This window comes from Sinosporangium siamense (assembly GCF_016863435.1).
GTDB classification, from domain to species: Bacteria; Actinomycetota; Actinomycetes; order Streptosporangiales; family Streptosporangiaceae; genus Sinosporangium; species Sinosporangium siamense.
Genome location: NZ_BOOW01000013.1, coordinates 116,494 through 129,651, shown reverse-complemented (window position 1 = coordinate 129,651; position 13,158 = coordinate 116,494). Strand labels below are relative to the sequence as shown.

Sequence of the window (13,158 nt, the reverse complement as noted above, 5' to 3'; positions counted from 1 at the left end):
AACGCGAAATCATCAAAAAGGTGGGTTTCCCGCTCTACCGAGGGCAGGAGAGAGTCCCCGCCACGTGCCCATAAGCCTGGGTCACGAGCTCGCCCTGATCGGCGTCGCTCTGGTTGACGGTGCCGGCGATGGACAGTCCCTGGGCGGGGACGTAAAGGAAGAACGCCCCGAAGAACCCGCTATGCCCCCAAGCCTCCTCACCGCCAAGCCGCGTCTTGACCAGCCCCAGGGAATACCTGCCGCCGCTCTGCGGAGTGGCCTTGAGCATGGTGGGCAGCGTGTCGGCGTGGCCGAACAGCCGGCCCTCGAACAGGCCGCGGGCGAAGCGGGTGAGGTCGGCCGACGTGGAGACCAGCCCACCCCCGCCGAACGTGTCGAACGTGGGGTTCCAGTCTCGCGTGTCGATCTCGCCGAAGTAGGCGTGCGAGAGCGGCCTCGGCGCCCGGGGCCGCTCCCAGTGCTCCAGGTAGGTGTCACGCATGCCAAGCGGGCGGAACACCAGGTCGCGGTAGGCGTGATGGAGGGCTTTGCCGTACACCTTCTCGATGACGCGACCCGCGAGGATATAGCCGGTGTCGGAGTAGTGGTAGCCCTCGCCGGGTTTGAAATACGGCCGGCCCCTGGTGAGGCCCCACTCCAGCAGCTCGTCCGGGGTCCATGTGCGTTGCGGGTCGGCGATGACGGCCTCGCGCCAGGCCGGGTCGGTCACATAGTCGTAGAGCCCCGCCGTGTGGTCGAGTAGCTGCCGCACCGTCATGTCCGCGCCGTTCGGCACTTTCGCCATGTCGAGATAGGTGGACACTGGGGCGTCCAGTCGTACTTTGCGCTGCTCGGCCAGGCGCAAAAGCGTCGCAGCGGTGATCGATTTGGTTACGCTCGCCGTCCGGAAGGCGTCAGTCGGCCGCAGCCGCCTGCCATTCTCCGCGAACAGCCCGGCGGCCTCCCGGAACCGCACTCCGAGGCCGCGCACCTCCAGGGACACACCGGGGATCTCCGGCCGTGCCGCCCAGGTGTCGATCAGGCAGCGCAAGCCGTACGGCGAAGCCGACGCGGGCGCCGTGAGGATGTGAAGCGCGGTGACGCAGGCGGCGAGGAGCGCCGCGATGCGTGTGAACATCAGATGTCCTTTCGGAAGGCGACCAGGTAGGCCGCATACGTGAGGGCGAGCACGGTGGCGACTCCGGCGATGATGGGCAGGGTGCCGGGGGAGGTGACCACGGCGGCCAGGGCCGCGAGCAGCACCACGATGACGGCGGCGCTCAGCCAGGGATGCCCCCACATGCGCACCTCGCCGTCCTGGGGGAGTGTGCGCCGCAGTTTGAGCTGGCTGGCCGCGATGACGAGATAGAGCAGGAGGGTGAGCAGCCCGGAGGCGTTGAGCAGGAAGCCGAAGACCTCGCCGGGGAACAGCACCGCGAGCACCACGGCGACCACTCCGACGGAGGCACCGGCGAGCACCGCCGGCACGGGCACGCCTGAGGGGGCGACGCGGCCGAGCACGGCGGGTGCCTCGCCCCGGGCGGCGAGGGCCATCAGCATGCGCGACGAGCCGTACACACCGGCGTTGAGGATCGACACGACGGCCACCAGCACCACGAGGTTCATCAGCGTCGCCGCTCCGGGGATGCCGAGCCGGTCGAAGGCGGTCGCGAAGGGGCTGCCCTGGCCGTCGGCCGGCACCTGGTTCCACGGCACGACGGCGACGATCACGAAGATGGAGCCGACGTAGAACACCAGCACCCGCCACACGACGGAGACGGTCGCGCGGGCCACTTCCCTGGCCGGCTCCGCCGACTCCGCCGCAGCGATCGTCACGATCCCCGCCCCGAAGTAGGCAAATATCACCATCACAAGGGCTTGGAGCACCGCACCCCACCCGTGCGGCGCGAATCCGCCGTGCACCCACAGGGCCTCGACGCCGCCCCCGCCCGGCCACAGCCCGGCCGCGAACACCGCCCCGGCCACCAGGAACCCCACGATCAAGCCGACCTTGATCGAGGCCAGCCAGAACTCGGTCTCCCCGAACAGCCGCACCGAGACGAGGTTGGCCCCCGTCAGTACGGCCAGCAGGATGAGCGCCCCGAGCCATACCGGCAACTCCGGCACGAACACCCGCGCCAGCTGCGCTCCCGCCACCGCCTCGAAGGCGATGACGAACACCGCGAAATACCAGTAGGTCCAGCCGGTCATGAACCCGGCCGCCCGCCCGAAGGCCATCCGGGCATATTCCGAGAACGATCCGGAAGCGGGATGAGCGGCGGCCATCTCCCCGAGCATCCGCATGACGAGGATGACGAGCAGGCCACCGGCCGCGTAGGCGACGATCGACGCGGGACCGGCCGAGGCGATGACCGAGCCGCTGCTGACGAACAGCCCGGCGCCGATGATGCCGCCGATGCCGATCATGCGCATATGCCGGCGGGAAAGGTCGTGCCTGAGTTTTCGGGCAGGCTGAACACGCATGGTGGCTCCTTGGGGGGTGTGTCAGCGTGGGAGGTCTCAGTCGAAATCGGGGGTGCGGCGGGCGGCGAAGGCGGTGACGCCCTCGACCAGGTCGGTGCTGCCGAGGCAGGCGAGCATGCCCTCGGTCTCCGTCTCCAGGACCTGCGCCAGATCCATCTCCCAGACCCGGCGCGCCGCCCGCCGGATGAGGTCGACGGAGATCGGCGCGGCCCCGGCGATCGTCTCGCCGAGGTGTACGGCGTGAGCCAGCAGATCGCCCTCCGGCAACACGCGGCTGACCAGGCCCGCCGTCAGGGCGTCCGCCGCGGTGAGAGGGTCGCCGGACAGCAGCAGGTCCATCGCCCTGCCGTGCCCGACAAGCCGGGGAAGATAGTAGAGAACACCATTGGTGGGGAACAGGCCGCGCCGCGCCTCCATAAAGGCGAACGACGCACTCTCCGCGGCGATGCGCAGATCACTGGCGATGGCGAGCTCCGCGCCGACCCCCACCGCCAGCCCGTTGACGGCGGAAATCACCGGCTTCGGATAGACCGACAGGGTGCGGGTGAGGTCTTGCAACGCGGCGACCCTGGCCCGCTGCGCCGCCGGGTCGCCGCCCGCCAGGTCGGCCGCGACCTCGGCGAGGTCGATGCCGGCCGAGAAGGCCCTGCCCGTGCCCGTCAGCACGAGTGCCGACGTGCGAGGGTCGTTCGCGAGCTCGGCGAGCGCCGCGGCGAGGTCGGCCAGCATGGCCGAGGTGAAGGCGTTGAGCTTGGCCGGCCGGTCGAACCGCACCACGCCGACCCGCCCGGAACGTTCCACAACGAGATCACCCACGAACCCACTCGCCCTTCACCGCGTCATACACATGAGCACCGGCGGTGGTCAGCGCATGCTTGGCGATGCGCTCCGAGGGAGTCATCGGGAAGTCGTCGACGAAGACGACAAACCTCGGCACCTTGAACTTCGCCAACCGGTCCGCGACGTACTTCACCACCTCGCCGGGTTCGACCGGCTCCCGCGTCCGCAGGTAGGCCAGCACCTCCTCGCCGCGTAACTCGTCCGGCACGGGCACCACCGCCGCCGCCAGCACCGACGGGTGGCCGGTGAGCACCGCCTCGACCTCGGCGGCGGCGATGTTCTCGCCACCGCGGCGGATCATGTCCTTGGTCCGGCCGACCAGGCGGAAGTAGCCGTTCGCGGCACGTTCCACCAGGTCGCCGGTGTGGAACCAGCCGTCGTCGAACACCGGTGGCCGGTTCCAGTAGCCGAGCATCATCGGCTCGCCCTTGACCACCATCTCGCCGTCCCGGATCTCCACCCGTTTCCCCGGCACCGGCCGCCCCATCAGCCCCGACCCGACGCTGCCGGCGTCCTCCAGCGGGACGAAGAGGTCCACCCCGGTCTCCGTGCTGCCATATGCCTCACGCCACGGCGCACCCCAGCGCTCCTCCAAGGCGCGGTGGATGCCCGGGGCGATGCCGGAGCACAACACGGCCCGCACCCGGTGCGCCCGGTCCAGCACCGGATCGGCCGGCTGCTTGAGCAGGTAGACCGGCATCGTGCCGAGCACGTAGAAGAACGTCACCCCATGTTCACGCACCGAGCCCCAGAACCCCGAGGCGGAAAAGCGCGGCAGCACCACCAGCGGAATCCCCGCCATCAGGCACAGCACGGTGTTCCACTGCGGGTCCATATAGGAATACGGCTGAGCCGTCATGTCGACGTCGTCCTCACGCACCTCCATGAGGTCCGCCGCCGCCCCGGCCAGCCGCAGCCAGTAGCCGTGGGTCAGCATGCACCCCTTGGGGAACCCGGTGGTGCCGGAGGTGTATTGCAGGTTGAGCAGGTCACCCGGCCCGACGTCGCCGAGTTCGAAGTGCGGGTCCGAGATGTCGATGGCTGTGCCGTACTCCCCGTCGCGGGGGTCGCCGGTGGCGGCGTCGAGCATGACCACCGCACGCACGCCGCCCGCGTCGCGCAGCAGGCGGGCCGCCTCCGGCGTGCCCGCCACGGCCACCCCCGCGCCCGAGTCCGTGAGCACGTGGCGCAGGTCGTCGCGCCGGTAGCCCGCGTTGACCGGCACGATCACGGCACCCAGCTTGGCGAGCGCGAACCACAGCAGGGGAAAGCCGAGCCCGTTCGCCAGCATGACCACGACCCGGTCGCCCTTCCCGACGCCGAGCCTGGCCAGGCCGTTGGCCAGCCGGTTCGACCGGAGATCGGCGTCGGCCACGGTCAACTCCGCCACTCCGGGAAAACGCAGCAGAGTACGGTGACCCGCCGCCTCCGCCCGCTCGCGGAGCAGGTGGCCAAGGCTCACGGCTCGACCGCCGTGGCGCGGTCGAACATCGCCGTCAACTCGGCCGCGCACGCCGCCAGGTCGACGGCCCGCTCGTCGAACACCCATTGGAGCATCACCCCGTCGACGGCCCCCTGGAGCATGGTCGCCACCGTCTCCACGGGAAAGTCCCGGAACTCCCCCTTCTCCTGCCCTGCCCGGAGAATGCCCGACAGGTGGCGCCGGCATGGCTCATACGCCGTCGCGTTGAACGCCCGCTTGGCCGCCACACTCCCGAAGCTGCCCCAGATGTCGACCAACGCGACGAAGTTCGCACGGTTCTCGCCCATGAAGGCGAAGCTGGCCTCGATGTAGACCCTGAGCTGATCGGCCGCCTTCTCCTGGGCCCGAACCCGCTCCTTGATGTAATCGTTCGACTCCCGCAGCAGGGTGGTGACCACTTGCTGGATCAGTTCGTCCTTGCCCTCGAAGTGGTAGCCGATCACGCCCTTGCTGACGCCGGCGTTCCTGGCGATCTCCGTGAGCGACGCCTGATTGAAGCCGCTGCCGGCGATGGTCTCGATCGCGCTCGTCACGATCTGCCGGCGGCGGATCTCCTCGATGAGGGAGGCCTTCTCGCTTGTCCGCATGGACAGTATTTATTCTGACCGGTCAGAATGTGGCAAGAGAACAGGGAGAACTCTCGGGTTTTCCCTACCTAGGGAGCAGTATGGACATGCGCCGACTGACCGCCGCCCAGCGTGAGATCCTTGTCCTCATGGCCGAGGGCCGCTCCAACACCTCCATCGCCGAGTGCCTCCACCTCACCCCCGCCGCCGTGGAAAAACGCATCTCCACCCTCTTCGACCGCCTCGACCTCCCACCCTCCACCCACCACAACCGCCGCGTCCTGGCAGTCCTGCACTATCTACGCGGACACGAAACCGCTTGAACACCCGTGCCCCGACCAGCGAACCGGCAGCCCTGAGCACTACAACGAAAAGATGACCGTCTTCCTTTGCTCCAAGTGCGGCACCGCGATCACTCCGGACCTGGCCGAGCTTGCCGCGATCCCTGCCGTCTCAGGCGACGATCAGGACCGGGACAAGGAAAGCCGCCGAGCGCCTTCCACTGTCCCGCAGGGCTGCTACGCGATCGACCCGGAGCCCTGGGGACCTCCCTACGTCGTGCAGGACGATCAGGAGAACCCGAAGCCGGCCCAGTCCCGCGGGCCTCTGGTCTCCCGCGAAGAGGGCTTCGTCATCTCGGCGGGCGTCCAGGACACAGTGCTGATACACCCCGGGGACGCCCCCGGCCTTCAGCCCCTGCCCGACTGGGAGAACAGCGGTGGGTGCTGCGGGCCGGCCGGTGACCAGGGACTCAACCGGGCGTGTCCCTGCGGAGCTCCGGTCGCGACCCTCGCGGCCGACTGCTTCGGGCCTTACGAACTACACCTCGACCCCGTCCGGACGGCTATCGTTCGGCTGTAGGGATCGGCTCTGCGTCAGCCTGCCGAGGACAGATGTGCCCTGCATGCCGCAGACATCGCGGCCGTACAATGAGTTGCCTCGTGGACATCGATCCTCGCCATTGCGGCGGAAGAGCGAGGTGCTACCGGTTCAGTCGCACACCTGGGTGCTGACGGGCTTGGTGGCTGTGGATCCGACCTGAGCGTCGGCGCGGACCTCCGAGGCGGTGAGGACGAAGCCGGTCTCGTCGTCGTCGGTGGCCGCGGCGAAGATCACGCCGTAGACACGGCCGTCGGGAGTGAGGAGCGGGCCGCCGGAGTTGCCCGGTTGCACCACACCTCGGATGGCGTAGGTCTCGCGGACGGCGTCCCTGCCGTAGATGTCGCCGCCCTCGGCCTTGAGTTTGTTGCGGATGCGGGCCGGGCGCGCCTTGAAGCCCTCGCCGCGGGGGTAGCCGACGATGAGCGCGTCGTCGCCCTTGGAGGCGGTCCCGTGGAAGCGGAGGCTCGGCAGGTTGAGGTTGGGGACATGGAGCACCGCGATGTCGCGGTTGGGGTTGAAGAGCACGACGCGGGCCTGGTGGACGCGTCCCTCGTGGTCGCTCACGGTGAGGCCCTGCGTCACGCCCGCGAGGACGTGGGCGTTGGTCATGACCCGGTCCGGCGCGTAGACGAAGCCGGTGCCCTCGATCTGCTTGTTGCACGAGGGGGCGCGCCCCTGGACCTTGACGACGCCCTTGCGCGCCCGCTGAAGCAGACCGGACTTAAGCACACTCTGGTCGGGCGGGGGGACCTCGACGATCGGGCTGGGCCCTATCGCGCTGAAGACGGTCGGGAAGCCGGAGCGATCCATCAGGTCCCGGAAGGGCTCCTGCCACCTCCTCGCCGACGGCGGCAGCGCCTGGTCCACCGTCGACAACAGCAGGGAGCCGTTGACCTGCTGGCTGAGCACCGGGTAGGGGAAATATCTGAGTAGCGACCCCATCATCCACGCGATCACCAGCACCGACGCCGCGCTCGTCAAGGTGCCCCCGACGGCGTCGGCCACTTTGGCCGGCTCCCAGGTGACGTGGCTGCGCACGACGGCACCGATCGTGGAGAAGGCGAACTGGCCGATCATGGCGCTCAGGAAGACGATGACGAGCGCCAGCAGAGCCTGCTCGGTCTCACCGGCGACCAGGGACTCGGCGATCGACGGGGCGATGGCGATGCCGAGGAAACCCGCGCCCACGAACCCGATGAAGCTCAGGACGCCGATGATGAAGCCTCGACGGTAGCCGGACACGCCGAAAATGACCATCAATACGATCAGGATGATGTCCAGAAGGTCGCCACGCACGCCTTAACCGTAGCCAGCCGATCAGGGTGCTGTGCACTTCTTCGTCGAAGGACACCCTCCCAACCACGCCCCCGTCCCCTCCCCCGGACCACCGACGATCTTCGTCGTGGAACGTCTGCATGACCGGCCGGAGGAGATGCCCGCACTCCAGGGCACATCCCCTGAATCCGAGTTCGAGTTCGTGTTCGGCTGATGGCTGTGACAGCCCCTAAGCGGTGTCGATACTTGAGAACCTGTGACTCACGCCGGTCAAAGTGGCGCCCGTCCGTTGAGGCGCTCCCATCGCCGCGCGCGGTGGGTCACCACGCCGAGTACGGCGACGGCCCCGAACATGAGCGGGCTACCCCACTGGACATACCAGGGTGCCCCCGTGTCGCGTGGCCACACGATGTTCACGAGTTCGGCCACCAGCCAGAGGCCCGCGAGCACGTTCACCGTGGCGGAGAGCACGGACGGCAGGCGCCACGGCCCGCCGTGCCACCCGCCGCGACGGCGGTGGGCGAGGAGGGCCAGGACCGGCAGGGCGAAGGCCAGGTAGAAGCCGCCCGTGGACATCGCGATGAGGGTGTCGTAGAGGCCGGCGGACACCGTCAGGACGAGCAGGGCGGCGGCCAGGGCCGAGCAGGCGAGTACGGCGTTGCGGGGGATGGCCTGGGCAGCGGACAGGACGCCGAGGCCGCGGGAGAAGGGGAGCTCGCGGTCGCGGGCGAGGGCGTAGACGACGCGTGAGACGGCGGCGCCGATGGCGGCCATGCCGGCGATGAAGCCGGTGCACACGACCAGCATGACCACGGGCACGGCGGCGGGGCCGAGGGTGGCGGCGACGGTGTGGGAGATGGGGTCGGGGACGCCGCCCGCCGTGACGGCGCCGAGGTCGGGGGTGGCGAGGATGAGGGCCAGCCCGGCGTACATGACGGTCAGCGCGACGAGCACCAGGGAGCGCACGAGCGCCTTCGGGACGGCGCGCTCGGGCTCTCTGACCTCCTCGGCCACGTCGGCGGCGCTCTCGAAACCGATGAACGCCCAGCCCACGATCGCGACGGCGCCGACGAAGGCCCCGGCCGAGAAGTCGCCCGCCGAGCCGCCGAACAGGACGGACAGGTCGTTGGCGCGGTGGAACACCAGCAGGACCGTGCCGAGCACCAGCGAGCCGATCGCCTCGCAGGCGAGGGCGACCAGCACGAACACCTTGAGGGCCCGCGGGCCCACCAGGTTGGGCAGCGTGGACAACGCGACGACGGCGAGCGCCAGGGCGAGGCGGACGGCGACCGGCGGCTCGCCGAGGCCGAGCAGGCGGGCGGCGAAGGCGCTGCACGCGTAGGCCGTGGCGACCGCCAGGGTGGTCAGCGTCCAGATGTAGACCCATCCGGTGGCCCAGCCGTAGCGCGGGCCGACGAGGCGGTGCGACCACTGGAGCAGGCCGCCCTCGACCGGCCATCGGCTGGCCAGCTCCGCCAGGACCGTCGCGACCAGCAGTTGTCCCGCGAAAACCGCGAGGAAGGCCCACCAAAACGGCGGCCCGGCGGTTCTCAGGCCGAGGGCGTAGATCGCGTAGAGGGCGATGATCGGCGAGATGAACGCGAACGCCAAGGAGAACGTCGAGGCGAAAGTGAACTCCCGGCGCAGATTTCCGCCGGGGACGTCCGAGGTCGGCGTGGCCAACCGGCACCTCCCTCGGCGTCGACCGGGCGGTCACGTCAAAGGTCGTCCCCGGCGGACCTCGCGTCAATCGCGACGTGCCGCTTTCAGCGAGGAGCGAGAACCGGGAGTGCCTGGTGATGCCTCTCCAGGAGGACGGCGGCGACCTCGGGAGCGTCGCCGAGCACGTCGGCCACCGAGGTGGCCCCGGCGGCCAGGGTGGCCCGCCGTACCTTGTCGGAGAAATATCCGGGTGCGAGCAGATAGGGCGCGACGACCACCCGGGGCGCGCCGGAGCGCAGCAGGCGGGTCACCTCCTGTTCGGGGGAGGGGGAGGCGGCGGAGGCGTAGGCCGGGGTGACCGACCACCAGCCGCGCTCGGCGGACCAGTCGCGGGCCATGGCGGCGATGGTCGCGTTGGCGGCGGGGTCGCTGGAACCTGCCGAGACGAGCACGACCGCCGTGCTCGGGTCGCCGACGAGCACCCCGGCCTCCTCCAGACGGCGCTCCAAGGCCCGCACAAGCAGCGGGTGGGGGCCGAGGGTGGGTCCGTAGTGCACGCGGCGCAGCGGGGTGCCGAGCTCCGCCTCGTGGAGCGCGGTGGGAATGTCGACCTTGCTGTGGAAGGCGGCGGTCAGGAGGAGGGGCAGGACCACCGCCTCGTCCAGCCCTTTGAGGGCCTGCCCGAGGGTGGGCACGCTGTGGTCGAGATAGGCGGCGCGTACGGCGAGGCCGGGGCGGGCCCGGCGCACACGTCTGAGCAGGGCTTCGACCGTCGTGGCGGCACGCGGGTCACGCGAGCCGTGCGCGACGGCGATCAGCGGTGTGTTGTGTCGTGTCATGTCGTGTCTTGGGCCGTTCTCGGGAGCGGGCGCGGCGGTGTGCGTCGGGGCGTACGGCATGAGCCGTACGGATGACCCGGATCGGCGCTGGGCCACTGTCGGCTGTGCCACTATCGGCCGGGCCGATGTCGGCGGTGTTGCGTTTCGATGACCGGCGGGTGTCGCGTCTCCGGGCACCGGCGGCGTGCGAGGCGACCGGCCTGCCGGGCCTTTGCCGTACCCCGGGCCCGGCCGGCGCACGGGGCGCCGGCCGGGAAGGGGTGTCAGACGTGCAAACCGCACTCGGTCTTGCCCAGGCCCGCCCAGCGCCCGCTGCGCGGGTCCTCGCCGGGTGCGACCTGCCGGGTGCAGGGGGCGCAGCCGATCGACGGATAGTTGTCGTAGTGCAGCGGGTTGATCAGCACACCGTTGTCGGCGATGTAGTTGTCGACGTCCTCCTGGGTCCAGCGGGCGATGGGGTTGACCTTCACCATCTGCCGTTTGGCGTCCCACTCGACGACCTTGATGCCCGCCCGGGTGACCGCCTCGTCGCGGCGGATGCCGGAGATCCACGCGAGGTACGGCTCCAACGCCCGGTTCAAAGGCTCCACTTTACGCAAATAGCAGCACAAATCGGGGTTGCGACCGAACAGCCGGGGGCCGAGATCCCGCTCCTGCTCGGCCACGGTCCGGGACGGCTTCACGTCGATCACGTTGACGTCGTAGACCTGGCGCACCGCGTCGCGGGTGCCGATGGTCTCGGGAAAGTGATAGCCCGTGTCGATGAAAAGAGTGTCAATGCCCGGCTTAACCCGGCTCACCAGGTCGATGAGCAGTGCGTCGCTCATCGAGGCGGTGATGCACATCCGGTCGCCGAAGGTGGCCGCGGCCCAGCGGATGATCTCTCGGGCCGAGGCCTCTTCCAGGAAGACGGCGGCGGAGGTGACGATGTCCTGGAGGTCCAGGGTGCCGCGCTGCTGCCTGAGGCCGAGTTCGATGTCCACCATGCTCAACTTCGTACTCCGATCCCGAGGAACTTCAGCTTGAAGGCGCGGGCGCACGACCTGCAGTACCACCCGCCGTCGGTCTCATAGGGTTCGAGGTCTTCGTCACCGCAATACGGGCAATGGAAGGGAACGGCTCTCTCGGTCATTTCAGATCCGCGTCGTCGGCGCGGGCGACCCAGGCGGCGAAGGTCTCACCCTCGTTCTTCTGGGCCTCGAAGTTCTTCAGCACCCTCTCCACATAGTCGGGCAGTTCATCGGCGGTGGCCTTGAGCCCGCGGACCTTGCGGCCGAAGACGGGATTGAGGCCGACCGAGCCGCCGAGGTGGATCTGGAAGCCCTCCACCTGCTCGCCCTTGTCGTTGACGACCAGCTGGCCCTTGAGGCCGATGTCGGCGACCTGGATGCGCGCGCAGGAGTTGGGGCAGCCGTTGACGTTGATGGTCAGCGGGTCCTTGAAGTCGGGCAGGCGCTGCTCGAGCTCGTCGATGAGCTTGCCCGCCAGGCCCTTGGTCTCGACGATGGCCAGCTTGCAGTATTCGATGCCGGTGCAGGCCATCGTCTGGCGGCGGAACGTCGAGGGGTTGACCTGGAGGTCCGCGGCCTCCAGGTCGGCGACGATGCTGTCCACCTGGTCGGGGGCGACGTCCAGGATGACCATCTTCTGCTCGACGGTGGTGCGCACCCGCCCGGACCCGTGCCGCTCGGCGATGTCGGCGATCAGGTGGAGCTTGTCGCCGTCGAGCCGGCCCACCTTCGGCGCGAACCCGACGTAGAAGTTGCCGTCGCGCTGCGGGTGCACGCCGACGTGGTCGCGCCTGCCGCCGCGCGGGGCCTCGGGGGCCGGGCCGTCGGGCAGGGCGTAGCCGAGGTATTCCTTCTCCAGGACCTCGCGGAACCTCTCCGCGCCCCAGTCGTTGACCAGGAACTTGATCCTGGCCCGGTGGCGGAGCCGGCGGTAGCCGTAGTCGCGGAAGACGCCGCAGACGCCCGCGTAGACCTCGGGCACACGCTCCTCGGAGACGAACGCGCCAAGTCGCTTGGCGAACATCGGGTTGGTCGACAGGCCGCCGCCCACCCAGATGTCGTAGCCGCGCTCCCCTGCCTCGTTCACCACGCCCACGAACGCCACGTCGTTGATCTCGTGGACGGTGCAGTGGGCGGTGCAGCCGCTGACCGCGGCCTTGAACTTGCGCGGCAGGTTGGAGAAGGCGGCGTCGCCGATGTAGCGCTCGAAGATCTGCTCGATCGGCTTGGTGCCGTCGATCGTCTCCTCGGCGTCGATGCCGGCCAGCGGACACCCGAGGATCACACGCGGCGTGTCGCCGCAGGCCTCGGTGGTCGACAGGCCTACCGCCTCCAGGGCCTCCCAGATCGCGGGCACGGACTCGACCTCGATCCAGTGGAGCTGGATGTTCTGCCGGTCGGTGACGTCGGCGGTGCCCCTGCCGTACTTGTTGGAGATGTCGGCGATCACCCGGAGCTGCTCAAGGCTGAGCTGGCCGCCGTCGATGCGCACGCGGAGCATGAAATAACGGTCGTCCAGCTCCTCCGGCTCCAGGATGGCGGTCTTGCCGCCGTCGATGCCGGGGCGGCGCTGGGTGTAGAGACCGAACCATCGGAAACGGCCGCGTAGGTCGGAGGGATCGATCGAGTCGAACCCGCCCTTGGAATAGATGTCGATGATCCGCTGACGGACGTTGAGCCCGTCGTCGTTCTTCTTGTTCTCTTCGTTTTTGTTAAGCGGCTCGCGATAGCCGAGGGCCCACTGGCCTTCGCCCTTGGGGCGCTTGTGGTGCCGGCTGGCTGGCCTGGCCGGGGTCGTCATGTGCGCGTCCTTACGTCTTCACAGGGATTCGGCGTCACGGACGCGCGGCACAGGCGACCGCCCGTCTCATCGTTGAGTCCGGGGGTCTTGGAGGTGAGGATCAAGACGCCTGTCGCGCGCCCTGCTGGCAACAGTCAGGTGCGGGGTTCAACGGGCGTCGCGACAGATGGCACTGCGGACACGTAGAAAGTCGACGTGACGTCGCACGACGAGCATCGGGTCCGCAGGCATGTCCAAAACCATACCTGCCCCATCCTGAATGTCCAATGTCGGGTCCACACTTCGGACGCGTCCGCTGAGATCAGTGACGCATCAGCCGCCTCATCCGTCCCCTCAG

General features: G+C 69.2%; 14 protein-coding genes. 3 read left to right on the top strand and 11 right to left on the bottom strand.

The genetic code is table 11. The annotated features are described in order from the left end of the window. Positions 1-34: 34 nt before the first annotated feature. Genes Ssi02_RS11235 through Ssi02_RS11215 form a run of 5 tightly spaced genes read right to left on the bottom strand, consistent with a single transcriptional unit; the run spans position 35 to position 5,373 of the window. Positions 35-1,117: a serine hydrolase domain-containing protein gene (locus Ssi02_RS11235; protein WP_204024564.1), complete on the bottom strand. Its 1,083-nt coding sequence runs from the start codon at positions 1,115-1,117 to the stop codon at positions 35-37. Continuing rightward, on the bottom strand, positions 1,117-2,463 hold the full coding sequence (locus Ssi02_RS11230) for an amino acid permease (protein ID WP_204024562.1): 1,347 nt from the start codon (positions 2,461-2,463) through the stop codon (positions 1,117-1,119). Before Ssi02_RS11230 ends, Ssi02_RS11235 begins: the two co-directional genes overlap by 1 nt. A 36-nt stretch (positions 2,464-2,499) precedes the next feature. After that, the gene (locus Ssi02_RS11225; protein WP_204024560.1) at positions 2,500-3,279 is read right to left on the bottom strand and encodes an enoyl-CoA hydratase/isomerase family protein; all 780 of its coding nucleotides are present in this window, start codon (positions 3,277-3,279) and stop codon (positions 2,500-2,502) included. Next, the gene (locus Ssi02_RS11220) at positions 3,272-4,765 is read right to left on the bottom strand and encodes an AMP-binding protein (RefSeq protein WP_204024558.1); all 1,494 of its coding nucleotides are present in this window, start codon (positions 4,763-4,765) and stop codon (positions 3,272-3,274) included. The genes Ssi02_RS11225 and Ssi02_RS11220 overlap by 8 nt, the downstream gene beginning before the upstream one ends. Continuing rightward, on the bottom strand, positions 4,762-5,373 hold the full coding sequence (locus tag Ssi02_RS11215; protein ID WP_204024556.1) for a TetR/AcrR family transcriptional regulator: 612 nt from the start codon (positions 5,371-5,373) through the stop codon (positions 4,762-4,764). Before Ssi02_RS11215 ends, Ssi02_RS11220 begins: the two co-directional genes overlap by 4 nt. 80 nt (positions 5,374-5,453) lie before the next feature. On the opposite strand from Ssi02_RS11215, the gene Ssi02_RS11210 reads away from it, so the two are divergent. Together Ssi02_RS11210 and Ssi02_RS11205 are read left to right on the top strand one after the other, a co-directional pair. After that, positions 5,454-5,675, top strand: a complete 222-nt coding sequence (locus tag Ssi02_RS11210) for a LuxR C-terminal-related transcriptional regulator (RefSeq protein ID WP_204024553.1) — start codon at positions 5,454-5,456, stop codon at positions 5,673-5,675. A 52-nt stretch (positions 5,676-5,727) separates the two neighbouring features. Further along, positions 5,728-6,213 carry a hypothetical protein gene (locus tag Ssi02_RS11205; protein ID WP_204024552.1) on the top strand — a complete coding sequence of 162 codons (486 nt, stop codon included), beginning with the start codon at positions 5,728-5,730 and terminating at the stop codon, positions 6,211-6,213. A 129-nt stretch (positions 6,214-6,342) separates the two neighbouring features. Here the strand turns inward: Ssi02_RS11205 and Ssi02_RS11200 are convergent, their stop codons facing one another. Further along, positions 6,343-7,530 (bottom strand): MarP family serine protease, encoded by a 1,188-nt coding sequence (locus tag Ssi02_RS11200; protein ID WP_204024550.1) that lies wholly within the window; start codon positions 7,528-7,530, stop codon positions 6,343-6,345. Positions 7,531-7,561: 31 nt separating this feature from the next. Here Ssi02_RS11200 and Ssi02_RS11195 point away from each other — a divergent pair, with 31 nt between their 5' ends. After that, positions 7,562-7,723 (top strand): hypothetical protein, encoded by a 162-nt coding sequence (locus Ssi02_RS11195; RefSeq protein ID WP_204024548.1) that lies wholly within the window; start codon positions 7,562-7,564, stop codon positions 7,721-7,723. Between the two features lie 56 nt (positions 7,724-7,779). Here the strand turns inward: Ssi02_RS11195 and Ssi02_RS11190 are convergent, their stop codons facing one another. The 5 genes from Ssi02_RS11190 to Ssi02_RS11175 all read right to left on the bottom strand — a co-directional run bounded on the left by Ssi02_RS11190 (position 7,780) and on the right by Ssi02_RS11175 (position 12,821). Beyond that, the gene (locus Ssi02_RS11190; protein WP_204024547.1) at positions 7,780-9,192 is read right to left on the bottom strand and encodes an APC family permease; all 1,413 of its coding nucleotides are present in this window, start codon (positions 9,190-9,192) and stop codon (positions 7,780-7,782) included. 83 nt (positions 9,193-9,275) lie between these two features. Beyond that, on the bottom strand, positions 9,276-10,010 hold the full coding sequence (locus Ssi02_RS11185; RefSeq protein ID WP_204024545.1) for a sirohydrochlorin chelatase: 735 nt from the start codon (positions 10,008-10,010) through the stop codon (positions 9,276-9,278). Positions 10,011-10,273: 263 nt separating this feature from the next. Next, positions 10,274-10,996: a phosphoadenylyl-sulfate reductase gene (locus Ssi02_RS11180; RefSeq protein WP_373870116.1), complete on the bottom strand. Its 723-nt coding sequence runs from the start codon at positions 10,994-10,996 to the stop codon at positions 10,274-10,276. A 2-nt stretch (positions 10,997-10,998) separates the two neighbouring features. Next, on the bottom strand, positions 10,999-11,142 hold the full coding sequence (locus tag Ssi02_RS38640; RefSeq protein WP_239128801.1) for a DpnI domain-containing protein: 144 nt from the start codon (positions 11,140-11,142) through the stop codon (positions 10,999-11,001). Beyond that, a complete protein-coding gene (locus Ssi02_RS11175; RefSeq protein WP_204024541.1) occupies positions 11,139-12,821 on the bottom strand; it encodes a nitrite/sulfite reductase in 1,683 nt (560 codons plus the stop codon). Before Ssi02_RS11175 ends, Ssi02_RS38640 begins: the two co-directional genes overlap by 4 nt. Between the last annotated feature and the right edge of the window lie 337 nt (positions 12,822-13,158).